The organism is Algibacter marinivivus (assembly GCF_003143755.1).
GTDB classification, from domain to species: Bacteria; Bacteroidota; Bacteroidia; order Flavobacteriales; family Flavobacteriaceae; genus Algibacter_B; species Algibacter_B marinivivus.
This window is the reverse complement of record NZ_QFRI01000003.1, coordinates 278213-304476: the sequence shown is the minus strand read 5'-3', so window position 1 is coordinate 304476 and position 26264 is coordinate 278213. Positions and strand designations below refer to the sequence as shown.

The 26264-nt window shown below is 32.0% G+C and carries 20 protein-coding genes and 1 tRNA gene; 15 read left to right on the top strand and 6 right to left on the bottom strand.

What is annotated here, in order from left to right; translation table 11 throughout:
- Positions 1 to 165 precede the first annotated feature (165 nt).
- The 12 genes from DIS18_RS12975 to DIS18_RS12920 all read left to right on the top strand — a co-directional run bounded on the left by DIS18_RS12975 (position 166) and on the right by DIS18_RS12920 (position 17903).
- A complete protein-coding gene (locus DIS18_RS12975; RefSeq protein WP_109353506.1) occupies positions 166 to 2724 on the top strand; it encodes a chondroitinase-B domain-containing protein in 2559 nt (852 codons plus the stop codon).
- Positions 2724 to 4994 carry an alginate lyase family protein gene (locus DIS18_RS12970; RefSeq protein ID WP_109353505.1) on the top strand — a complete coding sequence of 757 codons (2271 nt, stop codon included), beginning with the start codon at positions 2724 to 2726 and terminating at the stop codon, positions 4992 to 4994. The genes DIS18_RS12975 and DIS18_RS12970 overlap by 1 nt, the downstream gene beginning before the upstream one ends.
- A 12-nt stretch (positions 4995 to 5006) precedes the next feature.
- Positions 5007 to 5384 carry a cupin domain-containing protein gene (locus tag DIS18_RS12965; protein ID WP_109353504.1) on the top strand — a complete coding sequence of 126 codons (378 nt, stop codon included), beginning with the start codon at positions 5007 to 5009 and terminating at the stop codon, positions 5382 to 5384.
- Between the two features lie 435 nt (positions 5385 to 5819).
- Positions 5820 to 8942: a SusC/RagA family TonB-linked outer membrane protein gene (locus DIS18_RS12960; protein WP_109353503.1), complete on the top strand. Its 3123-nt coding sequence runs from the start codon at positions 5820 to 5822 to the stop codon at positions 8940 to 8942.
- An 18-nt stretch (positions 8943 to 8960) separates the two neighbouring features.
- Positions 8961 to 10424 carry a RagB/SusD family nutrient uptake outer membrane protein gene (locus tag DIS18_RS12955; protein ID WP_109353502.1) on the top strand — a complete coding sequence of 488 codons (1464 nt, stop codon included), beginning with the start codon at positions 8961 to 8963 and terminating at the stop codon, positions 10422 to 10424.
- Positions 10425 to 10442: 18 nt separating this feature from the next.
- Positions 10443 to 11264 (top strand): PKD domain-containing protein, encoded by an 822-nt coding sequence (locus DIS18_RS12950; protein ID WP_109353501.1) that lies wholly within the window; start codon positions 10443 to 10445, stop codon positions 11262 to 11264.
- A gap of 51 nt (positions 11265 to 11315) precedes the next feature.
- On the top strand, positions 11316 to 12791 hold the full coding sequence (locus DIS18_RS12945) for a PKD domain-containing protein (protein ID WP_109353500.1): 1476 nt from the start codon (positions 11316 to 11318) through the stop codon (positions 12789 to 12791).
- A 15-nt stretch (positions 12792 to 12806) separates the two neighbouring features.
- Positions 12807 to 13727 (top strand): polysaccharide lyase family 7 protein, encoded by a 921-nt coding sequence (locus DIS18_RS12940; RefSeq protein WP_109353499.1) that lies wholly within the window; start codon positions 12807 to 12809, stop codon positions 13725 to 13727.
- 46 nt (positions 13728 to 13773) lie between these two features.
- On the top strand, positions 13774 to 14679 hold the full coding sequence (locus tag DIS18_RS12935) for a polysaccharide lyase family 7 protein (RefSeq protein ID WP_245925695.1): 906 nt from the start codon (positions 13774 to 13776) through the stop codon (positions 14677 to 14679).
- A gap of 261 nt (positions 14680 to 14940) precedes the next feature.
- Entirely contained in the window at positions 14941 to 15651 is a 711-nt protein-coding gene (locus tag DIS18_RS12930; protein ID WP_109353498.1) for a FadR/GntR family transcriptional regulator, read from the top strand.
- Positions 15652 to 15826: 175 nt separating this feature from the next.
- Positions 15827 to 17113, top strand: coding sequence for an MFS transporter (locus DIS18_RS12925; protein ID WP_109353497.1), 1287 nt, complete (start codon positions 15827 to 15829; stop codon positions 17111 to 17113).
- A 25-nt stretch (positions 17114 to 17138) separates the two neighbouring features.
- Entirely contained in the window at positions 17139 to 17903 is a 765-nt protein-coding gene (locus DIS18_RS12920) for an SDR family NAD(P)-dependent oxidoreductase (RefSeq protein WP_109353496.1), read from the top strand.
- Between the two features lie 138 nt (positions 17904 to 18041).
- Here DIS18_RS12920 and DIS18_RS12915 read toward each other — a convergent pair whose 3' ends face one another.
- Complete coding sequence (locus DIS18_RS12915; RefSeq protein WP_109353495.1) at positions 18042 to 20039, bottom strand: urocanate hydratase; 1998 nt, start codon at positions 20037 to 20039, stop codon at positions 18042 to 18044.
- Between the two features lie 8 nt (positions 20040 to 20047).
- Entirely contained in the window at positions 20048 to 21541 is a 1494-nt protein-coding gene (gene hutH, locus DIS18_RS12910) for a histidine ammonia-lyase (protein WP_109353494.1), read from the bottom strand.
- Positions 21542 to 21626: 85 nt separating this feature from the next.
- On the opposite strand from hutH, the gene DIS18_RS12905 reads away from it, so the two are divergent.
- Positions 21627 to 22523: a LysR family transcriptional regulator gene (locus tag DIS18_RS12905; RefSeq protein ID WP_109353493.1), complete on the top strand. Its 897-nt coding sequence runs from the start codon at positions 21627 to 21629 to the stop codon at positions 22521 to 22523.
- Positions 22524 to 22565: 42 nt separating this feature from the next.
- Here DIS18_RS12905 and DIS18_RS12900 read toward each other — a convergent pair.
- Positions 22566 to 22639 (bottom strand) — tRNA-Met (locus tag DIS18_RS12900).
- 130 nt (positions 22640 to 22769) lie between these two features.
- Here DIS18_RS12900 and DIS18_RS12895 point away from each other — a divergent pair.
- Together DIS18_RS12895 and DIS18_RS12890 are read left to right on the top strand one after the other, a co-directional pair.
- Complete coding sequence (locus DIS18_RS12895) at positions 22770 to 23162, top strand: START-like domain-containing protein (protein WP_109353492.1); 393 nt, start codon at positions 22770 to 22772, stop codon at positions 23160 to 23162.
- 65 nt (positions 23163 to 23227) lie between these two features.
- A complete protein-coding gene (locus tag DIS18_RS12890; RefSeq protein WP_109353491.1) occupies positions 23228 to 24070 on the top strand; it encodes an aminotransferase class IV in 843 nt (280 codons plus the stop codon).
- Here DIS18_RS12890 and DIS18_RS12885 read toward each other — a convergent pair.
- The 3 genes from DIS18_RS12885 to fmt all read right to left on the bottom strand — a co-directional run bounded on the left by DIS18_RS12885 (position 24067) and on the right by fmt (position 26156).
- On the bottom strand, positions 24067 to 24627 hold the full coding sequence (locus DIS18_RS12885; protein WP_109353490.1) for a YqgE/AlgH family protein: 561 nt from the start codon (positions 24625 to 24627) through the stop codon (positions 24067 to 24069). The two genes, DIS18_RS12890 and DIS18_RS12885, sit on opposite strands and share 4 nt — an antisense overlap.
- 120 nt (positions 24628 to 24747) lie before the next feature.
- Positions 24748 to 25020 carry an HU family DNA-binding protein gene (locus DIS18_RS12880; RefSeq protein ID WP_034040429.1) on the bottom strand — a complete coding sequence of 91 codons (273 nt, stop codon included), beginning with the start codon at positions 25018 to 25020 and terminating at the stop codon, positions 24748 to 24750.
- 188 nt (positions 25021 to 25208) lie between these two features.
- Positions 25209 to 26156, bottom strand: a complete 948-nt coding sequence (fmt, locus tag DIS18_RS12875; RefSeq protein ID WP_109353489.1) for a methionyl-tRNA formyltransferase — start codon at positions 26154 to 26156, stop codon at positions 25209 to 25211.
- Positions 26157 to 26264 lie beyond the last annotated feature (108 nt).

Below are 26264 nucleotides of genomic sequence, written 5' to 3'. Positions count from 1 at the left end.
AGAATTTTGCTTTTTAATTTTAGTTAAAACATTCATTATAAATAAGTTTACAGTTATTGTTTAAAAAATATTTTGAGATTATAATAATTATTGTATTTTTGGTAAACCAATTTGGTTTACCAAATTGGTTTACCAAAAAAGACATATTAATTTCAGATCTTGATTATGTATAAAATTATTTTTCTTTTATTATTACTGTTTTCTGTTTCTGTAATTGGTCAAACTACTTATAATATTACAGATCCAGAAGATTTAGAAAATCAAACTTACATACCAGGGGATATCATCATTTTAGCAGATGGTACTTATAATACAGATGCAAGAATAAATTTTGTTGGTAACGGAACAGTTAGTGAACCTATAACTTTTAGATCGGAAACACCAGGAGGTGTTGTTTTTACTGGTGGTTTAAAGATGGATATTGGTGGAGATTACGTTATTGTTGATGGGTTTCATTGGCAAGGTGGTTTTGGAGCTAGTAACTTTATTCAATTCAGAGATGGTACAGATTATGCTAATTACAGTACTATTCAAAATTGTGCTATTAATGGCTTGCAGGTTCATGCAGATGATCAAGAAGCTGGAACAAGTGTAAAGCACAGATGGATTGTATTGTACGGTACTTATAACAACGTTACAAACTGCTCATTTATGAATAAAACAAATGCTGGTGCTACAGTACTTGTAGAGCTTTCTTATAATGCTGATGCTAATCGTTGCGCTACAGTTGGTCATACTATTAGTAATAATTATTTCTATAAATATGAGAAAATTGATACAGCATTAACAAATGCTGGAGATAGTGAAACTATCCGTATCGGTTCTAGTAATACTCAAAACGTAAATGCAAATGTTACAGTAACTAACAATTATTTTGTAGAGGCTGACGGCGAAAATGAAATCATCACTAATAAAAGTAAAAATAATATCTACACAAATAATACTTTTAGAAGATGTAGAGGTTCTTTGGTGCTACGTCATGGTTCAGATGCTATAGTTGATAGAAATTATTTTTTAGGTGAAGATGTTGAAGGGACAGGAGGTATAAGAATTTCTGATAGTAATCACTCCATTACTAATAATTATATTCAAGATTGTATTACTGAAAATAGTCAAGCCAAATGGAATAATGGTATAACATTTATAGGAGGCGGTGATAATGCAGCGGTAGATTGCAATGCTTCAGGACTTACAAATGGCTACCAAAAAGTAGAAGGCATTACCCTTTCAAGGAATTCGATTGTAAATACAAATGCACCATTGTTCTATAATGAAGATAAAGGGTCAACTGACCCAACAGGAACTGTTTCGGATAACTTAATTTATTTTACTTCAGGCAATTCAAATTTGACTGATGTTATTTCTGGTGATAGCCCTAATGCCTTTACTAATATGGGCACAGGATTAACTTACACAGGAAATGTTTTTACTGGAACTATGTTAGGTGCAACAACCACAGGTTTTTCTGAAGAATTAGGAATTAATGCTACAGCTGATGGAGAAATTTTTACATTTTCGGGTAATGGTTCTTCGGATAAGGGGGCAGATATGGGTTCATATATACCAGCAACTGATGATATGGTTGGGTATGGTGTTGGAGCTTGTTTTTTAGATAATTTAGGAGCATCAATTAATGATGGCGATTGTACTATTGTGGTGGTTGATAATTTAACGGTAAGTACTTTACCAACACTTACTTCTGAGGCTTCTAGTAATGATGTTACCGTTAATGCAAATATAAGTTGGACTGCTGTATCTAATGATGCATGGATATCTATTAATACTAATTCTGGTACTGGTAATGCAACAGTATTAGTTTCTGTAGCTGAAAACACAGGTACAAATAGTAGAGTAGGTACTGTAACCTTTACTCAAGACCCAGGTGGAGATGATATTGTAAGAACTTTAAATGTTACTCAAGAAGGAGCAGATTTAACTTCTTTGTTTGATCTTATTAATGATACTGCTGGAGGAGGTCCGGTTTCAATTCATTCTTGGTCCACAGAATTTAATCCTAGTAAACCTGAAGAGAATGTCTATAAGACTCTAGATAAAATTAATACCAACTCATCTATTTGGGCGGCACAAGATGGAGCTGTTCTTGGAGGTGATTACAAAGGAGATGGAGAATATATAATTTACGATTTAGGAGAAGAATATGATCTTGATTTAATACAATTTAGTACAACCGACAAGTCTGATCCTTTTGGATATCAAGTTTGGATATCCACAACAGGAACTGATCCTGAAGATTTTATTATGATATTGCCAATTAGTGGAGACTTGTTGTTAACAACAAAAACTGGTACAAACGATTTTAATCAATATGAAATTACAGAAACTGCACGTTATGTAAAAATGATTGGCTTTGGAAGATTTAACCCTGCAAATAATAGAACCAGTGAATGGAGTACAATTTCAGAAATTGAATTTTATGGATCCTCTACCTTATCGGTAAGTGAATTTGATTTACAAAATAAGATATTATTCTATCCAGTTCCTACATCAGATATATTAAACATAAAAAGTATAAGTAACTCCTCTTTAGATAAAGTTCAAGTATATACTTTAGATGGAAGAAAAGTTATAGAAAAACAACTCCATAATACAACAAACAAAACAAGTTTAGATACTTCTTCACTTGTTAATGGCGCTTATATTGTTAACTTATCAAGCGATAACCAAGTTGTTTCTAAAATGATAGTAATTTCTAATTTAGATTAATGAAAAAAATATTAAAAAAATATTCAATAATTCTTTTAACTGTTTTTGTTGTTTTGTCATGTAAAGAGAAATCAACTTCACAAATACATCCGGACTCTCAATTAGAGCACCCAAGCTTAATTTTAACTAAACAAGGAGTTAAAGAAATAAGAGCTAATTTAGGAAGTATTCCAATTTTTGATAAAACCTTAGCTACAACTCAAAAAGAGATTAATGCAGAAATTGAAAATGGCTTTGATGTACCAATTCCTAAAGATTATTCTGGTGGATATACACATGAAACACATAAGAAGAATTATGTGTTAATGCAAAAATCAGGTGTGTTATATCAAATTCTTCAAGATAATAAATATGCCAAATTTGTAAAAGATATGTTGTTTGAATATGCAAAACAATATCCAACATGGCCTATTCACCCAAAACCAAGATCGTATGCAAGAGGTAGGTTGTTTTGGCAATGTTTAAATGATTCAAATTGGTTGGTTTATACAAGTCAAGCTTATGATTGTATTTATGATTTCTTATCCGAAGAAGAACGAAATACTTTAGAAACCGATTTATTCAGACCTTTTGCAGATCACATATCAAAAGACAATCCGCAATTTTTTAACCGAGTTCATAACCATGCTACTTGGGGTAATGCAGCTGTTGGTATGATAGCCCTGGCTATGGATGATGATGAACTTTTAGATCGTGCCTTAAATGGTGTTAAAGATGAAAATTTTAATCCAGATGAAAAAGATAATGATGGAGGTTATATTAGAAAAGATGGACAGAAAATAGGATTTTATGCTAATGTCGACGAACCTTTTTCTCCAGATGGATATTTTACTGAAGGGCCTTACTATCAACGTTATGCATCATATCCATTTTTAATTTTCGCGCAAGCTCTTCAAAACAAAAAACCAGAACATAAGGTGTTTGAGTATAAAGACGGAGTACTTTTAAAAAGTATTACTGCCTTGTTGAATTTATCAAATGCAGATGGAGAATTTTTCTTATTAAATGATGCTCAGAAAGGTATGTCATATTTTAATGCATCTTTAATATCAACAGTAGATATTGGATACCATTTTGGAGGTAACAATCCAGAATTATTAAGTATAGCTAAGAAGCAAGATGAAGTTACGCTTGATGATGCTGGTTTAGCGGTGGCTTTGGGAATAAAAGAAGGTAAAGAAAAACCTTTTGTCAAAAAATCAATTGAATTATCTGATGGTGCAAAAGGAGATGAAGGTGCAGTTGGAATTTTGCGTAGTGATGATTTAGAACTTGTATTTAAATATACAGCACATGGGTTAAGTCATGGGCATTACGATAAATTGTCTTTTGCTTTATTTGAGGATGGGAAAGAGGTTGTGCAAGATTACGGAATGGCACGTTTTGTAAATATCGAGCAAAAAGGAGGAGGCAATTATTTAAAAGAGAACAAAACCTGGGCAAAACAAACTATAGCACATAATACAATAGTTCAAAATGAAACCTCTCAATTTCATGGTAAATATGATATAGGAAGTAAGCACCATTCTAACAAGTATGTTTTTAGTGTGGATAATGATAGTTTGCAAGTAGCAAGTGCAAAAGAAGAAAACGCATATCCAGGTACTAAATTACATCGAACATTAGTAGCTATAAAGAATTCCGATTCTGATAAACCTTATGTATTAGATATTATGAACGTTGAATCTGAGAATTCAAATCAATACGATTTGCCTTTTTATTATTTAGGGCAAATCATGCAAACTAGTTTTGAATATAACAAGTATCAATCTCCACAAGTTTTAGGTAAATCTGATGGCTATCAACATTTATATAAAGAAGCCAGTGCAAATGCTAATGGAGAAAATATCAAATTAACATGGTTGTTAAATAATCAATTTTACTCCTATTCTGCAGTAACATCCAATACTGATGAAATTATTTTAGGTAGAATTGGCGCAAATGATCCAGAATTTAATTTACGTCAAGAACCAACACTTATTTTAAGAAAAAAGAATAAAAAAAACGCGGTGTTTGCATCTGTTATAGAATCTCATGGAACATATAACCCAGTGTCTGAATTAGCAGTAAATGCATATAGTAATGTGGAAAAAATAATTGTGGCGTTTAACTCAAAAAATTATACCGCAATTGTAATAAAGATGAAAAATGGTAAAGAAAATCTATTTATCATGTCGAACAACAATAATAATTCAAAAAAAGAACATACCCTTTCCATAAATGGTAACTCATACAATTGGAGAGGATCATATACATTGATAAACCAGTAAATATTTTAAAAGATGAAAAGATTTAGTGACAAGTATTTAATCACAAAAGAAATGCAATGGGAAGAACTTGGTGGAGGCGTATCAAGAAAGTTCTTAGGTTATGATAACCAAATCATGATGGTGAAGGTAAAATTTGAAAAAGGTGCATTAGGCTCTCCGCATCAACATTTTCACACACAAACTACCTATGTTGTATCAGGTAAATTTGAATTTGAAATAGATGGTGTAAAGCAGATAGTTGAAGCTGGAGATGGTGTATATATTGAACCTAATTTGTTGCATAGTGCAGTTTGTTTAGAAGAAGGAATGCTAATTGACACATTTAGTCCTGTAAGAGAGGATTTCTTAAGTGGTGATGGTGTATCATATTTTGGAGATAAACAAAAGTAAAAATTGATTTGCCCATATTATTTGTGATGATTTTAGGGAATAAAATAGATAAAATTAAATTTTAATTTGTTTTAACAAAAAATTAGTATATATTTGGAAAACCAATCTGGTTTACCAATTTGGAAAACCAAATAAAAAAACTAAACTAAATGTATAATACTTCGCTAAAACCAAATTTAATATGATGAAATAACAAAAAAAAAGGACAGGTACACGCCTATCCTTTTTAAAAATGATTTACTTCTTTTAGGAGGGAAGTAAAAAAACAAGTTATTACTTAATAATAAACTTGGATTCTTCAAAATTACAAAAATTTCATTGGAGAAGTTGGTTTTTTGTAAAGTAATAAATTAATGATTGAATTTTTTTAATCGTCTAGTTAGTATGAGAGTTATACTGACGAAATTTTACAAGTTAAATATAAAAAAACTAATTATGAATTTAAAAACTAAGCTATTTTTAATAGTATTATTGGTGTTCAATATTACATTATTTGCTCAGAATGGAACCTTAATTAAAGGTACTGTAGTTTCTGCAGTAGATGGTGTTCCTATTGCGGGTGCTAATGTTATTGTACTTAACACATCAAGAGGAGCAACAACTGATTTTGATGGTAATTATCAAATTCGAGCAAATGATGGAGAAGTATTACAATTCACATACATTGGCTATGTAACACAAACACGTATTGTAGGCAATCAAACTACAATTGATATTTCGCTTGCTGAAGATTTAGCGCAATTAGATGAAGTTGTTGTTGTAGGTTATGGAACTCAGAAAAAATCTCACCTTACAGGAGCTATTTCTAAAGTTGTAAACGAAAGTTTAGATCAAATAGCTGTATCAAGGGTTGATGATGCCCTAATTGGTCAAGTGTCAGGTGTTAATATTCAAGCAACAAATGCAGAGGCCGGTGGTGCTCCTACAGTTACTATTAGGGGTGTTGGATCTGTAAATGCTAATTCTGGTCCCGCTTTAGTGGTTGATGGAATTGTTGTAGATTCTGAATTTCTTGGAAACATTGATATGAATGATGTTGAGTCTTTTGAGGTTTTAAAAGATGCTGCATCTGCTGCTATTTATGGTAGTGAAGGTTCCAATGGTGTAATAATGATTACAACTAAAAGTGGTAAAGCTGGTAAAACCAAATTCAGCTATCAAACTTATGTAGGATTCAAAGATGCTCATGGTAGTGATGATTATAGAAAAAGTGTTAAGGATTGGGTTGCAACTGAATTAGCTGCAACAGGTTCACTTTCAGAAGAAACACAGTATATGCAATTATTGGTTGCTACTACTGGGGTTGATAGAGATTGGCAAGATGTTTTCTTTAATGGAGGAACGGTATCAAGTCATTCTTTTGCAGCTAGAGGAGGCTCAGAAAACACAAAGTTTAGTGCATCTTTAAGAACACTTAGTGATGAAGGTGTAGTTATAACTGATGATTACAAACTGTATACAGGAAGTTTGAAATTGGATACAAAGTTAAATGATAGATTAAAATTTGGACTTAGAGCTACACCGTCTTACACAAAACAAAGACGACTTCCAACATCAATACACAACCCAATACGTCAATCACCTTGGTTACCTATTTATCATACCGAGGAAACTCTTCAGTTTATAAGTCAAACTGAAAATGGAGGAGATTATCAAACTGTAGGAGTTGGAGATTATTTCTTTGAAGATCATTTAGTAGAATTAGATTTTGACGGAGATGGAAGCGATACTAGACCTCGTACTTCAGGTGATTCTAACCCTTATCAACAATATGTTGAGAGAGAACATTATGATTTAAATACTAAATTATATGGATCAACTTATCTTAGTTATGAAATTTTAGATGGTTTAACAGCTAAAACATCTTTAGGTGTAACATTGGAAAATAGAAAGCGTACAAGATGGGACGGTACAAATTATCATGCAGGACAAGCTGGAAGAGCACAATATACAGTACAGAATAGAAATAGAACTAGGCTTATTAATGATAATACATTAAATTATAACACCTTAATTGGTGACAATCATGAAGTTAGTATACTTGCAGGTTTTACAGTGCAACAGAGAAAATCTGAGGAATCAATTACAATAGGTAATGGTTACTCTAATGATTTACTTAAAAATCTTCAAGGAGCTACTACAATTGCAAGTTTTTCAGATACTAATACAGAGCTTAAAAAAGTAGGTTACTTTGGTAGAATTAGTTATGCTTTTGCAGATAAATACTTAATAAATGCTTCTTTTAGACGAGATGGTAGTTCTGTTTTTGGCGTAGATACAAAGTATGGTAATTTCCCTGCTGCATCTATTGGTTGGAATGCTCATAACGAAGATTTCTTAAGTGATAGTGATTTTGTAAGCAAATTAAAATTAAGAGTTAGTTACGGTCTTACAGGTAATGAGAATTTTAGCGTAACTGGTGGAGCTGTAGTAAACGCATGGCCTTATTTAGCTTTATTACAAAATACTAACGCTGTAAATAACGGAGGAATAACTGCAGGTGTATCACCACTTAATATTGCTAATCCAGATTTGCAATGGGAAGCTTCAGAAGAGTTTAATCCAGCAATAGATTTTGGATTTTTTAATAACAAAATATCTGGATCTTTAGATTACTATACAAGAACCAGTGATGAATTACTTTTAGAAAACCCTGTTTCTTATGTTACTGGATTTCAAGGGGGTATTGTAAATTTAGGTAAGGTTCAAAATAGAGGATGGGAACTTGAGTTAAGGACTAGAAATATTTCTAGCGAGAAATTTTCTTGGAATTCTACTTTAATTGCATCTACTAATCAAAACGAATTATTAAGTTTTGGAGATTCAAACAATGCGTTATTAGAAGATACTTATGGTAGAAACTCTCAATGGATTAATAGAATAGGAGAACCATTATCTTCTTTCTGGGGTTATGTTGTGGATGAAGAGGCTTATGATGATACTCAATTTAGAACAACATACGTTAGTAATCCTTGGAATAGAATTAACGGTCAAGCTGATGATACTATTGTAAAAGATTTAAATGGAGATGGTTTAATTACTGATGAAGACAAAACTATTTTAGGAGATCCTTATCCAGATTTAGTTTGGGCGCTTACAAATGAATTTAAAATTGGAGCTTTTGATTTCTCTTTTATGATTCAAGGAAGTTTAGGAGCTCAAGTAAATAACATTGGAGATCAATATTTCTTTAACTGGTTTGGAAACAGAACTAGATCTGGTGGAGAAGCGCAAGCTGTTGCTGATGGTCTTGTACCGGATGAATCTTTCATTCAGGAAAAAGTTTTAACTAGTGAAGTTATTGCTAGTGCAGATTATTTCTCACTACGTAATATAAATATTGGATATAATATGCCTGAAGATGTTACAACCAAATTAGGTGTTACAGGAGTTAGAATTTATGCTACGGCTCAAAATTTAATTTATATTACTGCTGATGATTATCACGGTTTTAACCCTGAGCATATAGATGGGTCTAACCCTAGAGCTTATGGTTCTCAAAGAGCTGGAACACCTATATTTAAGACAGTAACATTTGGTCTGAATGTTGATTTTTAATTTTAAAAAAAACAAATTATGAAATATATAAAATATCTAACTTTTGCCATTACAGGTTTTATTTTCACTTCCTGTGGTGATGAATTTTTAAATCCATTGCCAGATACTGCAGTTGCAGTAGAATCTTTTTTCGAGTCTGATCAAGATGTATTGGCTGGAGTTATGGGTATCTACGATGCTATTCAAGGTACTAATGAAAGTACGCAAACTAATATTACTAGAGCAAATAGAGGCATACAGTTTGAGCACCTTTTGACTGAGCATAGAACAGATAATACTAGGAATGCAACACTAGAAGGTTCAAAGTCTGACTTTCACAGATATGTAGTTAATGGAAACAATGTAGAATCTGAAGACTTTTATCAATCTATGTATGAAGTTATTTTTAGAGCAAACAATGTTTTAAACTTTATTGATGTTGCAGACGCAAGTAATCAAGCTAGTTATACAGCAGAGGCAAAGTTTTTAAGAGCTTATGCTTACTTTAAATTAGTTAGATTATATAGCGATGTGCCTTTAGTAACTACTGTTGTAGCACCAGGTGATACAGAAACGTTATTTACTAGAATACCTGAGGAACAGATTTACACACAGATTGTTGAGGATTTACAAGAAGCTATTAATGTTTTAGATAACTCGTATAAATCAAGAGCATCAAAAGCTGCTGCTCAAGCTTTATTAGCAAAAGTTTATATGACTCAACCAAGCCCAAATTATTCTGGCGCTAAGTCATTATGTGAAGATGTTATTAATAGCGGAGATTATGATTTAGAACCTAATTTTCACGATGTGTTTTATTCAGAATTGAATAATGAAATCATTTTTGCTATTCAATACCAATCGGGTGATGCTAATGAAAGCCAAGGTTTTTCAGCTGAATTTACTTCTGCTGTTCGTGCAGGTAGAGAAGATGGTCAAAATATTGTGAATGATAACCTTAGATTAGCATTTGTTTCAAATGGAGGAAATAGAACTGCCACTTCAATTACAGATTTAGATGGGTCGCTTGCTCCTGATCAAAACGAAGTAGCTAAGTTCTTCCCAGATGGATTCGATAGTAATGCTACGCCATCTTATGGTCCAAATGCACGTAATGCTGGAAATGATTATATAGCAATACGCTTTGCTGATGTACTTTTAATGCATGTTGAAGCAACTTTGGGTGCTGGTCCATTAACAACATCAACTAATGATGTTGGAGCTTTAGCTTCTTTTCAAAGAGTTAGAAATAGAGCTGGTTTAACTACTGTTGTTACAGCTGTAACTAAAGAAGAGCTTTTACTTGAAAGACGAGTGGAATTAGCATTTGAGAATCAACGTTATTTTGACTTAGTTAGATTTGGTGTTTTAGACGCTATATTAACTGCACATTCTACAGAAATGGGTTATGTATACGATCCAAGAAAAGCGTTGTTATTACCAATTCCTTCAAGAGAAATAAATTTAAGTGGTGGACTTTTAGGCCAAAACGCAGGATATTAATATTTAAATACTTAAACTATGAAAAATAAAGTAAATATTTTCAGAAAAACGATATTACTCCTAAGCTTATTTATCACAGCTAGTATTTTTGTAAGCTGTGTAGGTGATGAGCTTTTTAGGGACGATTTACCTGATGCAAATTCTAAGGTGGATACTGTGCCTCCAAGTGCAGATTTCAGTTATATGTCTGATCAAGAAGATTTTAGAATAGTGCATTTTACTAACCTTTCTAATGAGTCATCAACATATTCATGGGATTTTGGAGGAGGAGCTACATCTGACTTAAAAGATCCAACACATACGTTTGATGCTGGAGTGGGAACTTATTCTGTTACTTTAACAGCAAGTGATGCAAATAATGCAACATCAACAGTTACTATAGATGTAGAAGTTGTAGATGAGTTAGTGCCAATATTCCAATGTCCTAGTTTTGAATGTAGTCCTAGAACACCATGGGCAGGAGATCAAAGAGGAGGTACAAGTACTTTTACTGGGTCTTCAGGTCCTACGCCTCCAGATGGTGGTACTGGCGCTAAAATATCTAGTTCGTCACAATATCTTGATCAAACAATATTAGTAAGTCCTGATACTACTTATGAAATTATTTTTTGGTATGTAAGTACACCTGGTGCTACTAATGGTGGAAAACTATTAATTCAAGATGCGGATACTGGACAAAATTTCAAGAATGAAGATATTCCAGCTTCTGCTACTTCTGGACAGTACTATGAAATATCGTACAGAATTACTACTGGTGCTACTACAGAAAACCTAAGATTTAATATTGAATACGGTGGTTTTGAATGTAGATATGATTTAATTAGTATAGAAAGAGTATAATATTTAAAATCAAAATGATTTAAATTAATCATTAAAAAAAGATAAACAATTATGAAATTATTAAAAAAAGGAATATTTGCCTTGTTAATATCAGGCTTTATAGTATCATCATGTAGTGATGATGATTCTATATCCTCGACAACAGGTAATACAGATATTGTGTTATCAAGTTTTACAGCAACTCCAAGTGGTGATGGTACTATTATTACTGTAATGCCATTATCAGTAGGTGTTGATTCTTACCTAGTAGATTTTGGACACGGTGGTAATTCTGCAACCATTTCAGAACAAAATGGTTCTGCTACTTACGATTATCCTAATGAAGTTGAAGAGGTTACTTATACTATAACAGTTACTGCTATGGCATCTGGTCAAACGGATGTAACTAAATCCGAAAATGTAACGGTTACTCATTTACCAGCTACAGTAGGATCTGTTTCGGCATCACCTAGTGGAAACGATTCAGATGTATTTGCCATTTTTAGTAATGGTATGGATTTTAATGGAGGTTTACTTAATTGGGAAAATGGATTAGATCAAGCCAAGGATGTTATTGCTAATATTATACCAGTTGATGGAAATGATGTTATTCAAATATCTAGACTGGGTACTGATGCTGGTGAGGTTACTTTAGACGAAGAAGTTGTTGTTGCACATGCTTTTGCATCACCTGCAAATGACAACCCTGACGGTATTGGGGCTTCTCATATCCACTTTGATGTGCATTCTGTTTTTGCAGAAGGTATTGATAAGTTAAAAATCACTTTAATAAATGGTGATAATGGAGATGAGTATGTTCTTGATGGTATAGATTTAACAGATGGAGATTGGGCAACTTTAGATTATGATTTGGCAACCGATTTTTCAGCACCTGTTATTCGAATTGACGAAATTAAATTTGAATTAGGAACAGGTGGAACTGCAAATGATCATGCAACTATTCATATAGACAATATTATTTTAACTAAAGCTCCTAGTGCAACAATCTTAAATGGAGGTTTTGATTTAAGTACGGCTCAATGGAGGTTTGCAACTTTTACTGATGGAACAACAACTCCTTTTGGTTCTAGTTCTGATGGTTCATGGACTAACTATGACGGAACAGATAACGGAAGTAAAACAAGAGGTGCTAAATGGACTTCTAGTCAATCTGGAGGACCTCTTCAAAGTTCTAGTTCTAGATATGCATATCAAGCACTTACATTAACGCCTGATACTGATTATGTTTTAGAATATGAATATGCTATAAAAAGTGATACTGCTGATGATCCAATTGGAGGGCGCAGAATTGTAGGCGTGGTTCTTGATGGACATTATATAGATGGTGCTGATGCTGTAGATGATATTAATTCGAATTTAGGTAATCATGTTGGAACTATTGCTGAAGGCAAGTTTAATGCTACAAGAGGAACATTGGTTCAGATTCCATTTACATCTAATGATAGTGGTGAAATTTCTGTAATGTTTTATGCAGTTACTCCTAAAGATGGATGGATTGATAATGTAAAAGTTTACCAAGCGCCATAATTGGTTTATAATAAAATGAAAAACTTCCGAAAAGAAATATTAATAGCAATTTTAATAGGTTTTATATCTGTAAACGCTACTTGTCAAAATAAGAAGGGTAGCGTTTCAGATTCGGATGTGAAAATTGAAAAAAAGAAAACCAAAAAAAAGAAGAGAAAAAAGGTAAAATTACCTAAGATTGATTTAAGTCATTGGAAAGTAACACTTCCAGTAGCAAATGAAGAAGGAAAGCCTATAGAAATTAGTCCACCAGAGATATTAAATTTTGCAGATATCGAAGTAGCTAAACCATATATGTATATAGATTCTACCAAAGGAGCAATCGTATTTCATGCAATGCCAACAGATTCTAAGACTAGAAATACTAAGTATACAAGGTCTGAATTAAGAGAGCAAATGGTTCCAGGGGATAATAATACTAATTGGACATTCGCTGATGGTGCTTACATGAAAGGAAAATTGGCCATGGATGCTAGTACAAGAGATTCTGAAGGTAAATATCACCGAACAATTATTATGCAAATTCATGGACGTTTAACTAATGAGCAGCGTGATTTAATAGGTGAAGATGATAATAATGCGCCACCCATATTAAAAATATATTGGGATAAAGGGAAAGTTCGTGTAAAAACAAAAGTTCTTAAAAATTTAAATGCAACCGATGAAGAACTTTTGCATGAAGATGCATGGGATAATGATGAAGGTTTTAATTTTGAAGAAGAAGTAGGATTTAGAAAATTTACTTTAGAAGTTAAAGTTTCAGAAGGTAAAATGGTAATTATACTGAATAATAATGAATATAAAGTTTACGAAAGTATTCATATGAAAAGATGGGGTATTTTTGAAAACTATTTTAAAGCAGGTAATTATTTTCAATCAAGAGATAAAGGTTCGTTTTCTAAGGTTAGGTTTTACGAGTTAGAAGTAAGCCATTAATTAAAATCAATAAATGAGATTTACAATTACATGTAAAAATTGCTTGATGAGAGTATTCTTAGGAATATTTGCATTTGCTATGTTTGTTTGTTGTACCATAAAAAACGAAGAAGAAGAGCCTGTTGTTGAGGTTCAAGAAGAAGAGGAAGTAGTAGTTGTTGAAGAGGAGGAAGAGCAGGAACAAGAAGTTACTTATAAACTTCCAAATATTGATTTAAATAATTGGAAAGTAACTTTACCAATAGGTAATCCTACAGAAGTAAAACCTCCCGAGATATTAAATTATGGTACTAATGAAATATTGAAACCATTTTTTTATAATGATTCAATAAATGGAGCATTGGTGTTTTATACATATCCCGGGTCATCAACAGCAAACTCATCATATTCAAGAACCGAATTAAGAGAGCAAATGGTACCAGGTAGTAATAGCACAAATTGGACATTTTCTCAAGGTGGAAATATGAAAGGAACATTGTCTATGGATGAAGTTTCAAAAGATTCTAATGGTAAATATCATCGAACTATTATTATGCAAATTCATGGTCGTTTAACAAACGCTCAGCGAGATTTAATAGGTGAAAATGATAATAATGCGCCACCAATGCTTAAAATTTATTGGAATTATGGGTATATAAGAGTTAAAACAAAAAAGTTAAAAGATATTAATGTATCAAATGTTGATATTTTGAAAACTGATTCATGGACAGATGATGAAGGTTATAATTTTTCAAAATATGTTGGATTTGACAAATTTACTTTAGAGGTAAAAGTCGCAAATGGTAGAATGGAAGTGATATTGAATGATGAAGAATCAGTTGTTTATGATAATATACATATTCATAAATGGAACGTTTTTGAAAATTATTTTAAAGCAGGTAATTATTTGTCAACAATTGATGCTGGAGCATTTGCAAAGGTGAAGTATTATAGCTTACAAGTGACTCATTAATATTGATAGAAAAAATAAAAAACTTTGTTTAGTTTGAGTTTAGTTTAAGTTGAATTTTGCTGGTCATTTAAATGACCAGTGAAATTTGACAAAAAAAGCTAAGAAATTAATGTTGTTTTGTTTAAATTTAGCAACATTGTTTGGTTAACCAATTTTTAAGGATTATGAGATTGACAATAAAAGGAAATAGATTAATAATTAGAGGGATAGTTGTATAGAAATTGCAATAAGAAACTAATAATCTAAGCAATAAATTAGCATATGAAATTAGAGATACTTACAGTAAGTGAAAATCAAGAAATTCAAAATTCAATAATCATAAAGATTAAAGAATTAATAAACTATAAAAATCTTGAACCTGGAGATAAACTTCCTTCCGAAAGAATGCTATCTGAAAAATTTGAGGTAAGTAGAAGTAATGTTCGAGAAGCTATACAAAAACTAGAGTTTTATGGTATATTAAAATCAATTCCTCAAAGCGGAACTTTTGTCGCAAATATTGGTGTTGTTGCCATGAATGGGATGATTGATGATATTATAAGATTGGAATCACCAAGTTTTAAATCTTTGGTTGAAACAAGAATTTTATTGGAACTAAAAACAGTTAGGTTAGCCTCTTTAAGACGCACTAATGAAGATTTAGTATTAATAAAAGAAGCTTTAGATGCTTATGAAAAGAAAGCTTTATCAGGTGAGGACGCTGTTCAAGAAGATTTATTGTTTCATTTAGCTATAGCAAAAGCTAGTGGTAATAGTACAATGAATACGTTTATGCTAACTATTACACCACAAATAATTATTGATTTTGAAAAGTATCATGTTTGTGATAAAAATCAATCTGTTATGGGCATTAAGGAACATACCGAAATTTATGAAGCAATTAAAGCTCAAAATCCTGATTTAGCAAAACAAAAAATGAAAGATCATTTTAGTATTTTATATCAATATTGTTATAACAGTAAATCGGCATAAAAATTAATTGGGAAATAAAATTACACGCTTTTATTTTTCAGCAAAATTATTAATAGGAGGGAAGGAATTCTTTAAGTAGTATTTCTCCATATTTTATATTTAAATCATAACGCAAGTATATTTTATATCATAACGAATAATTCGTATGTGATAATTAATTCTTAAAATTTAAAGAATGAAAATTAAAGGTTTAAGATGGTGGATAATAGGGCTTATTTTTATCGCTACTGTTATAAATTATATAGATAGAACTGCTTTTGCACTTCTATGGCCGCAAATGGGAGAGGATCTTGGTATGGATAACTCTGATTATGCTTTAATGCTAAATATTTTTATGATTACCTATGCAGCCAGTAAATTTTTATCAGGAAGATTATATGATAAAATAGGAACAAGAATAGGCTTTACTTTATCTATTTTAGTTTGGTCTTTAGCCGCAGCTTTTCATGCTGTAGCTAAAGGAATAGTTTCATTATCCTTGGTGCGTGGTTTATTAGGACTAGGTGAAGCTGGTTTGTGGCCTGGGACTGTAAAAAACAATGGAGAATGGTTTCCTGTAAAACAAAGAGCATTGGCACAAGGAATTTTTAATTCTGGAGCTTCTATAGGTAATGTAATAGCACCAGTTATAATAGTGTATTTATATGCTCAATTTGGCTGGAAATCTACTTATATAATTTTAGGTTTAGCTGGTTTAATTTGGGTAATTCCTTGGCTTTTTATTAATAAGAAATCTAAACCAGAAGATCATCCTTGGATGACCGAAGATGAAAGAAACTTGTTGCTTAATGATAGAAAGGAAAATAATGTCATTGCTGTTGATGGAGAAAAAAGTTTAAGTGTTGGAAAAATATTGAGTTTTAAACAACCTTGGGGTATTTTATTATGCAGATTTTTCATAGAGCCTATTTGGTGGTTTTTTGCTGGATGGATGCCAATTTATTTGAATTCTAAGTTTGGTTTAAGTATTGAAGAAATTGGAAATACAATGTGGATATCTTATTTAATGGCCGCAGCTGGCGGAATATTAGGAGGAGTGTTTACCGAAGAAATAATAAAAAGAACTTCAATAGATTTTGGAAGAAAAGCAAGTATAGTAGTGGGAAGTCTTTTAATAATAATAGGCTTTGTTTCTATAATATTATTTGTAAGCAACTCTAATTACATGACGTTTATTTACTTAGCAGGTTTAGCACTTTTTGGTTTTCAATTTGCCATTGGTAATATTCAAACCTTATCAAGTGATTTATTTAGAGGGCCATCAGTAGGTACGTTAGCTGGATTAGCTGGAACTGTAGCTGCATTTTCTCCTATCATAATGAATTGGTTTATTGGTAGGATTACAGAAGGTGGATCTTATACTCCAGCATTTATTGCTATTACAGTATCTGTTATATTAGCTGTATTAGCTGTTTTCTTATTAATAAGAAAAGTACAATTAGTAATAAACGAAGAAAATTAAATTAAAATAATAAATAAATATAAAGATGAGTAATAATAAAGGAAAAATAGCTATAGTTACAGGAGCTACAGGGGGTATTGGTTTTGAAGTGGCTAAAAGATTAGGTCATGATGGCTATACAGTAGTTTTAAACGGTATTGAAGATGAAGCTGGAGCTGAAAGAGTAAAACAACTCGCTGCAGAAGGAATTACTGCTGAGTACTATGGTTTTGATGTTACAAGTGATGAAGCTGTAACTTCTAATATCACTAAAATTGGTGAGAAATATGGTAGAATTGACGTTCTTGTAAATAATGCTGGAGGTTTAGGTGGCAGATCTCGATTTGAAGAAATGACAACTGACTTTTATAGATTTGTAATGGCACTTAATCTTGATTCTGTGTTTTTTGCGTCTAGAGCAGCTATTCCATTTCTTAAAAAAGGAGAACACCCTTCAATAATTAATTATACTTCAAATGCAGGATGGACTGCTGGAGGACCAGGAGCAGGAATCTATGGTACATCAAAAGCAGGTGTGCATGCTATTACTAGGGCATTAGCTAAAGATTTAGCTGAATATGGTATCAGAGTAAATGCAGTTTCTCCAGGAACAATTGACACACCATTTCATGCTCAAATTAAGTCAACTAAGCCAGAAGTATTTGCATCTTGGGCAAATAATATTATGTTAGGTAGATTAGGTCAACCAGAAGATGTAGCAGGTGTTATTTCTTTCTTAGCAAGTAAAGACGCATCGTTTATAACAGCTGAGACTATTCAAATTGGTGGAGGACAAGCTCTAGGAATTTAACGATATAGTTTTATTTTTAAGTATATTTTTTTTAATTATGCTTAACGGACAATAATTGTAATAAAAAAGCAAGATTAAAAATCTTGCTTTTTTATTACAATTAACATTAATTAAATTTTCTACTATTAGAATGACTATTTAAAAAAGATTTTCCAATAAGTCATTATCTACTAAATTTGGTAAAGTAACCTTCAAATTGGGTGTACGTTCCATTTCGCGTTTAATAGCAAAAATTGAACCTTCATTACGCGCCCAACTGCGTCTTGAGATGCCATTGTTTACATCATAAAACAGCATATTTTTTAGTTTTCTTTCTGCATCTTTTGTACCGTCTAGTAACATTCCAAAACCACCATTTATAACTTCTCCCCAACCAACTCCACCACCATTGTGAATAGATACCCATGTAGCACCTCTAAAACTGTCTCCAATAACATTATGGATAGCCATATCAGCAGTAAATTTACTTCCATCATATATGTTTGATGTTTCTCTATAAGGAGAATCTGTTCCGCTTACATCATGATGGTCTCTACCTAAAATAATTGGACCTATCTCTCCTTTTGAAATTGCATTATTGAATGCTAAAGCAATTTTTGATCGTCCTTCAGCATCAGCATATAGAATACGTGCTTGAGAACCAACAACCATATTATTCTTGTTTGCATTTTTAATCCAAGTAATATTATCTTGCATTTGTAATTGGATATCTTTAGGTGAATCTAGCATGATATGTTCCAATACTTCAGCCGCAATTTGATCTGTTTTTTCCAAATCTTCAGGGTTGCCAGTAGTACATACCCATCTGAATGGACCAAATCCATAGTCGAAACACATGGGGCCTAATATATCTTGAACATAAGATGGGTATTTAAAATCAATATTATTATCAGCCATAACATCTGCTCCAGCTCTAGAAGCTTCTAATAAAAAAGCATTTCCATAATCAAAAAAATAAGTTCCTTTTTGTGTGTGTTTATTTATTATTTCTGCATGACGTCTTAAAGACTTTTCAACTTCCTTTTTGAATAATTCAGGATTGTTTTTTATCAATTTATTTGATTCTTCATAAGTAAACCCAATTGGGTAGTAACCTCCAGTCCAAGGGATATGAAGTGATGTTTGATCTGAACCAACATGTACAAATATATCTTCATTGTAAAAATGTTCCCAAACCTCTATAACATTTCCGATATAAGCTATAGAAATCACTTCTTTATTTATTTGTGCTTCTTTTGCTCGTTTTGATAAGTCATCAATATTATCAATTAAGATGTCCACCCAACCTTGTTTATGCCTTTTTATAGCAGCTTTTGGGTTTACTTCTGCACAAATGGTTATACAACCAGCTATATTTCCTGCTTTTGGTTGTGCACCACTCATTCCTCCTAAACCAGAAGTTAGAAATATTTTCCCAGCAGATGTTTCTTCTTCTGGTAAAATTTTTCTAAAAGCATTCATAACCGTAATTGTGGTACCGTGTACAATACCTTGAGGACCTATGTACATATATGAACCAGCGGTCATTTGCCCATATTGAGTAACGCCTAAAGCATTGAACTTCTCCCAATCATCAGGTTTAGAATAATTTGGAATCATCATACCATTTGTAACTACAACTCTTGGAGCTTCTTTTGAAGAAGGAAATAAGCCCATTGGATGACCAGAATACATGTGCAAAGTCTGTTCATCTGTCATAGTTGATAAATATTGCATGGTTAAAAGGTATTGAGCCCAATTTTGAAATACAGCACCATTACCACCATAAGTAATTAGCTCTTCTGGATGTTGAGCAACAGCAGGATCTAGATTATTTTGGATCATTAATATAATAGACGCTGCCTGTTTAGACTTTGCAGGATATTCGGAAATTGGTCTTGCATATATTTTATAACTAGGTTTAAATCTATACATATAAATGCGACCATATTCTTTGAGTTCATCTGCAAATTCTAAAGCTAGCTCTTTATGCCATTCTACTGGGAAATAACGTAATGCATTTCTAATGGCTAATTGTTTCTCTTCTTTTGAAAGTACATCTTTTCTTTTTGGAGCTCTATTTGAGTCGAAAGGATATGCCTTTTTTTGAGGTAGAGTTTTTGGTAAACCTTGTAAAATTTCTTCTTTAAACGTCATATTTAATATTACTTTAAAATGAAAGTTTGATTAACTACTAGATCAATCATGGCATTGATATCGTCTTTTAATAGACGATCATCTTCTAACTTATCTACCTTTTCTCTTATAATTTTGAAATTAGCTTCAATGATGTCTGAAAAGGTGTTAGGTCTTCTAAACTCTAAAGCTTGCGCACCATACATTAATTCAATAGCTAGTATTTTTTCTAAATTTCCTAAAATTTGATTGAACTTACGCCCAGAAATACTCCCCATGGATACATGATCTTCTTGACCTAAGGATGTAGGGATACTATCTGCAGATGGAGGAAAGCATAAAGACTTATTTTCAGTAACTAAGGCTGCTGTAGTATACTGTGGTATCATAAAACCAGAATTTAGCCCACCACCAGTTGTTAGTAACCTTGGTAATCCAAATTTACCTTCTAGTAATAAAAAGCATCTACGGTCTGCAATGTTACCTAATTCTGAGGCAGCTATAGATCCATAATCTAATGCCATGGCTAGAGGTTGTCCATGAAAGTTTCCACCAGAAATTGCTTCCATTTCACTTAAAATAATAGGATTATCGGTAACTGAATTCATTTCTATTTCTGTTAACTCTTTTAAGTGATAGAATGCATTTCTTGAAGCACCATGAACTTGTGGAATGCAACGCATAGAGTATGGGTCTTGGACACGTTCACAATCTTCATGAGAATCTACATTTTGTGATCTATATAGTAGCATAAACATACGCTCTGCGACTTCTATATTACCTTTAAAAGGACGAATTTTATGTAACTCGTCTCTAAATGGCGCTGAGCTTCCTTGGTAACCTTCAATACTTATAGCTCCAGCAACATCGGCTAAATCTAAAAGGTATTCCATTTTTTTTAAGCCTCTTATTGCATGAGCCAAAATAAATTGTGTGCCATTAATTAGTGCTAATCCTTCTTTAGCTTTTAATTCAATTGGTGCTATATCGTAATCTTTTAAGACTTTTTCTGCTTTTACTATTTGGTCGTCAATCCAGAATTCACCCTCACCAATTAGTGGTAAAAATAAATGAGATAAAGGTGCTAAATCTCCAGAAGCCCCAACAGATCCCTGTTCAGGAACTACTGGAAGTAGATTGTTTTCTATAAAGAATAAAATGCGTTCAATAACTTTTAATCGAATTCCGGAATATCCTTGACATAATGCATGCACTTTGCAAATCATCATGAGTTTGGATAAATTTTTGTCAATAGGTTTGCCAACACCAACAGCATGTGTTATTAATAAGTTTTCTTGAAGTTTATTAGTCTCTTTTGTAGTAATTTGAACATCACATAAAGGCCCAAAACCAGTGTTAATGCCATAGATTGTCTTATTTGAAGTAGCCATAACTTCTACTTTTTTTCTACTGGAAATTACTTTTTGTTTAGCCTCAGTGCTTATTTCTGTTTCTATTTTTCCATTTAAAATTCTATCTACTTTATCTAAGGTTAGTCTGTCTATGCCGTATTTGAATATCATTTTATGAAGTCTTAATCTTGATTTTCACAAAGTTATTTTTATTTTTGATGTTTTATAAGACTATTTTAATTAATCATTGATAACTATGAGTAATCAATTAGAGTTTAGACATTTGAGATATTTTCTTGCTGTAGCAGAAGAATTGCATTTTAGAAAAGCCGCAGAACGTTTGTATATATCTCAACCAGGTTTAAGCAGGCAGATTAAACAAATGGAAGACGATTTGGGCATAAAACTATTTGAACGACATAATAGAAAAGTGGTTTTAACAGAAACGGGTAAATATCTAAAAGATGAATTTGCAAGGAATTTGAAGCAGTTAGATGATGTAATTAACCACGCTAAACTACTTCATGATGGAAAAACTGGACAAATAAAATTAGGCTACGTTGGGTCTGCTATTCAAAAAATAATACCAGAATTACTCATAAATTATAGAAAAGAACATCCTGATGTCGTTTTTAGTTTAAAAGAAATGGATAATCAAAAACAAATTGAGGAATTGTTAGATTTTAATATAGATATTGGTTTTGTTAGATTGGAGGAAGTTCCTAAGACTATCGAAAAAATTAGTATTAAGAGTGATACATTTTGTTTAGTTCTGCCAAAAAAGCATCCGATAAGTATATCAAATTTTAAAAATGTTTCTCAGTTAAAAGAAGAAGCCTTTATTCTTTTTGATCCTGAATATAGTAAGTCTTATTATGATAATGTTATGCAGATATTTCATGATAGTGGTTTTACTCCTTTTGTGTCTCATCTTACAATACATGCTAGTTCTATTTATAAATTGGTAGAAAATAACTTCGGAATTTCTATTGTTCCTAAATCACTGGCATCACATAAAATTAAAGGTGTAAAATTTATAGAATTGGATGGTATTTCACAAAGAACAAATCTATCCTTAGTATGGAATAAGGCTAATAGGAACCCTTTATTAAATAAGGTTTTAGATTTAGTTTTTAAGATAGCTCATGAATAACAAAAACCCAAGATTTAATCTTGGGTTTTTGTATAAATCTTGTAGCGAGAGGGGGGCACGATCCCCCGACCTCCGGGTTATGAATCCGACGCTCTAACCAACTGAGCTACCTCGCCATTTTGAGGTTGCAAATATAAAAACAAAATTAACGTTCACAAACATAACTAGGGCAAAATATTATTAAAAATAATTGCTAAACTTATCAATTAATGTATATATTGAGCATTATAAATATTTAATGCGCTTATGGACGATAAAATTAAATTTGAAATAGAGTTTCCTATTCATGCTTCTCCACAATTATTGTATCAATACATATCTACACCTTCTGGATTATCAGAGTGGTTTTCAGATAATGTAAATTCTCGTGGAGAACTATTTACTTTTATTTGGGATGATAGCGAAGAGCAAGCAAAATTGTTAAATAAAAAGAGTGGAGAGCGTGTAAAGTTTAGATGGCTTGAAGACGAAGAAGACGATTTATCATGTTATTTTGAAATTAGAATTCAAGTTGATGAAATTACAAAAGATGTGTCGTTAATGGTAACAGATTTTGCTGAAGATGATGAGGTTGATGAAGCAAAAATGTTATGGACAAATCAAATTTCTAGTCTTAAGCAAGTATTGGGTTCTGTCTGATAAAAAATAGTATATTTTAAATTATATTTGTCCCGCTTTCAAAATAATGTTAGCGGGATTTTTTTATGATAAATTTTAACGGAAAAGTTTTAGAGGGTAATACTATTTTGTCAATTCAAAATAGAGGATATGCTTATGGTGATGGGCTTTTTGAAACTATAAAAGTGGTCAACGGTAAAATCCTCTTTTGGGAAGATCATTACTTTAGATTAATGGCTTCAATGCGTATTATGCGCATGGAAATTCCAATGAATTTTACCATGGAATATTTGGAAGACGAAATACGAAAAACCATAGAAGCTAATAATTTATCTAATAGGTCTACTAGAATTAAATTACAAGTACATCGAAATGAAGGTGGACTTTATACTCCTGAAACTAATAATATTAGCTTCATAATTTCAGTAAAATCTATTTCGCAAGATTTTTATTCATTGAATGATGATTTTTATGAAGTAGATTTATTCAAGGATTATTATGTATCTCCTAGTTTGCTTTCAACTTTAAAAACCAACAACAAAGTTTTAAATGTTGTTGGTAGTATTTATGCAAAAGAGAATAATTTAAATAATTGTTTGTTATTAAATACTAATAAACATGTTGTTGAAGCCTTAAACGGAAACGTGTTTTTAGTAAAAGGAAATACTATTAAAACAGCTCCTTTGGCTGATGGTTGTTTAAAAGGTGTAATGCGTACACAACTTTTAAATACCATTAAAGCAATTCCAGAATACGAGTTGGTTGAAGACTCTATATCTCCTTTTGAAATTCAAAAAGCAGATGAAATGTTTATTACCAATGTTATTGTTGGAATACAACCAGTTACTAAGTATAGAAAAAAGGTTTTTGCAAATGAACTTTCTAAGTTATTACTGCAAAAATTGAATGTAAAAATAAGACTAGGTTAATTATAACTAGGATTCTCAGGAGCATTAGACCAAATACTATATTCTCCACCAAACTCTAACATTTTTTCTTTCCAAAAAGTCTCATAATCTTTTTCAATGATATTCTTTTTGTAAATGTTTTCAGTAACAACCCAAGAACTTGCTTTTAATTCACTTTCCAATTGACTTGAGTCCCAGCCAGAATAACCTAAGAAAAATTTAATATCGTTTTCTTTGATAGTATTATCTTTTATGAGTTCTGCAACTTTACTAAAATCACCTCCCCAATAAATCCCTAAAGAAATTTCAATACTATTCGGAATAAGATGCGGTATTTTATGAATGAAGTATAAATTATCTTGCTCCACAGGGCCACCGTTATATACTTTAAAGGTTGCATCAACCTCAGGAATTAAATCATTTATGTTATACTCAAGCGGTTTATTAAGAATAAAACCAATAGAACCCTCATCAGAATGGTCAGCGAGCAAAACTATAGAACGATTGAAAGATACATCTCCAATGATTGCAGGTTCAGCAATTAATAAATCTCCTTTTTTGGGTTTGGTAGTCACCATGTTTTAAGCAAATAATAACTAAATCTAATATTTATTTATTTAAAATGCAACTCTTAAAGTTATAGAAATAAAAAAAGCCTCCTTTTAGGAAGCTTTTAATATTGTATAAGAACTAACGAATTAGTTTACTGCACTTGATAAATCAGAACCAGCTTTAAACTTTACTACGTTTTTAGCTTTGATTTTGATAGTAGCACCTGTTTGAGGGTTTCTTCCTTCTCTTGCAGCTCTTTTAGAAACTGACCAAGATCCGAATCCTACTAAAGAAACTCTGTTACCTTTTTGTAAAGCTCCTTCAATTTCAATGATTGCACACTCTAAAGCTTTTTTTGCAGCAGCTTTAGTAATTCCTGCGTGTTCTGCCATTGCGTCGATTAAATCTGTTTTGTTCATAATATAAAATTTAATTATTAATAAATCGGTTAAACATTTTTGTTAAATCCTTTACAAATTTATACGGATTATGCAACCACGCAAGTAACAGTAAGGGAAAAACATGCTTTTGTTGATAACTTAAGGCATTTGTTAATAAAGGAAGGGCTTTTCGTCGATATTTTTATGAAATCAATGGTAATAAGGGTTTACAGCATTTTAGCATTTTTATCAAAAGTATATCCATTTAAAAGCGATTTTACATCCATAGCACGCTTACCAGGTAGCTTAATTTCCTTTATAATAATGTAACCTTTTGTTACAGCAACCTTTAACTCTTTTTTCGAAGCTATTATGGTTCCAATAGCTAATGAATGTTTATCCAATTCCTGTTCTACTTTATATAATTTAATATCTAATTCATCATCAGCATTAATTAACGTACACCAAGCAGCTGGATAGGGAGAAAGCCCACGGATATGATTATAAATAGTATCAATAGGGGCATGCCAATCAACTTTACAATTATCTCTATTAAGCTTATAAGCCGTTTTAATATCTTTAGTTTCAGTTTGCGGAATTGTTTTAACATTACCCTCCTTAATAGATTTAACGGTCTTTAAAACAAGCTGGCTTCCAATGTCCATGAGTTTATCATGCAGGCTTCCTGCATTTTCATCAGGTTCTATATCAATAACCTCTTGAAGAATCATATCCCCTGTATCAATTTTCTCATCAATAAAGAAAGTAGAAACCCCAGTTTTTGTCTCACCATTAATAATAGCCCAATTTATTGGTGCAGCTCCACGGTAACTTGGTAATAAAGATGCATGTAAATTAAACGTCCCAAATTCAGGCATTTGCCATACAACTTTTGGTAGCATTCTAAAGGCAACTACTATTTGCAGGTTTGCACGTAACGCTTTTAATTCTTCAAGAAAATCTTCGTTTTTTAAATTGGTAGGCTGTAAAACGGTTAAGTCTTTAGATTTTGCATATTTTTTAACTGCACTTTCGTTAAGTTTCCTACCACGTCCAGCAGGTTTGTCAGGTGCCGTAATTACACCTACAATATTATAGTTATGTTCTACCAGAGTTTTTAAAGTAGCCACCGCAAAATCTGGCGTACCCATAAAAACAATTCTTAATTTTTTCATTTCTTTTTTATTATAAATTTTTGGGCGTTACCCCGAAAAGGGGTCGGGCTATCCGTTACAAGTCCTCGCTTCTGCGCTAGGGCGCAAAAGCTGTGGGCTTTCCTCTAC

Bases quoted from the DNA above. Each gene is read 5' to 3' on its own strand.
- DIS18_RS12885 (WP_109353490.1), bottom strand. From the start codon at position 24,627: ATGGTGACTACCAAACCCAAAAAAGGAGATTTATTAATTGCTGAACCT.
- fmt (WP_109353489.1), bottom strand. From the start codon at position 26,156: ATGAAAAAATTAAGAATTGTTTTTATGGGTACGCCAGATTTTGCGGTG.
- hutH (WP_109353494.1), bottom strand. From the start codon at position 21,541: ATGATATTCAAATACGGCATAGACAGACTAACCTTAGATAAAGTAGAT.
- DIS18_RS12905 (WP_109353493.1), top strand. From the start codon at position 21,627: ATGAGTAATCAATTAGAGTTTAGACATTTGAGATATTTTCTTGCTGTA.
- DIS18_RS12955 (WP_109353502.1), top strand. From the start codon at position 8,961: ATGAAATATATAAAATATCTAACTTTTGCCATTACAGGTTTTATTTTC.
- DIS18_RS12880 (WP_034040429.1), bottom strand. From the start codon at position 25,020: ATGAACAAAACAGATTTAATCGACGCAATGGCAGAACACGCAGGAATT.
- DIS18_RS12895 (WP_109353492.1), top strand. From the start codon at position 22,770: ATGGACGATAAAATTAAATTTGAAATAGAGTTTCCTATTCATGCTTCT.
- DIS18_RS12935 (WP_245925695.1), top strand. From the start codon at position 13,774: ATGAGAGTATTCTTAGGAATATTTGCATTTGCTATGTTTGTTTGTTGT.
- DIS18_RS12950 (WP_109353501.1), top strand. From the start codon at position 10,443: ATGAAAAATAAAGTAAATATTTTCAGAAAAACGATATTACTCCTAAGC.
- DIS18_RS12975 (WP_109353506.1), top strand. From the start codon at position 166: ATGTATAAAATTATTTTTCTTTTATTATTACTGTTTTCTGTTTCTGTA.
- DIS18_RS12965 (WP_109353504.1), top strand. From the start codon at position 5,007: ATGAAAAGATTTAGTGACAAGTATTTAATCACAAAAGAAATGCAATGG.
- DIS18_RS12890 (WP_109353491.1), top strand. From the start codon at position 23,228: ATGATAAATTTTAACGGAAAAGTTTTAGAGGGTAATACTATTTTGTCA.
- DIS18_RS12970 (WP_109353505.1), top strand. From the start codon at position 2,724: ATGAAAAAAATATTAAAAAAATATTCAATAATTCTTTTAACTGTTTTT.
- DIS18_RS12945 (WP_109353500.1), top strand. From the start codon at position 11,316: ATGAAATTATTAAAAAAAGGAATATTTGCCTTGTTAATATCAGGCTTT.
- DIS18_RS12930 (WP_109353498.1), top strand. From the start codon at position 14,941: ATGAAATTAGAGATACTTACAGTAAGTGAAAATCAAGAAATTCAAAAT.
- DIS18_RS12915 (WP_109353495.1), bottom strand. From the start codon at position 20,039: ATGACGTTTAAAGAAGAAATTTTACAAGGTTTACCAAAAACTCTACCT.
- DIS18_RS12940 (WP_109353499.1), top strand. From the start codon at position 12,807: ATGAAAAACTTCCGAAAAGAAATATTAATAGCAATTTTAATAGGTTTT.
- DIS18_RS12960 (WP_109353503.1), top strand. From the start codon at position 5,820: ATGAATTTAAAAACTAAGCTATTTTTAATAGTATTATTGGTGTTCAAT.
- DIS18_RS12925 (WP_109353497.1), top strand. From the start codon at position 15,827: ATGAAAATTAAAGGTTTAAGATGGTGGATAATAGGGCTTATTTTTATC.
- DIS18_RS12920 (WP_109353496.1), top strand. From the start codon at position 17,139: ATGAGTAATAATAAAGGAAAAATAGCTATAGTTACAGGAGCTACAGGG.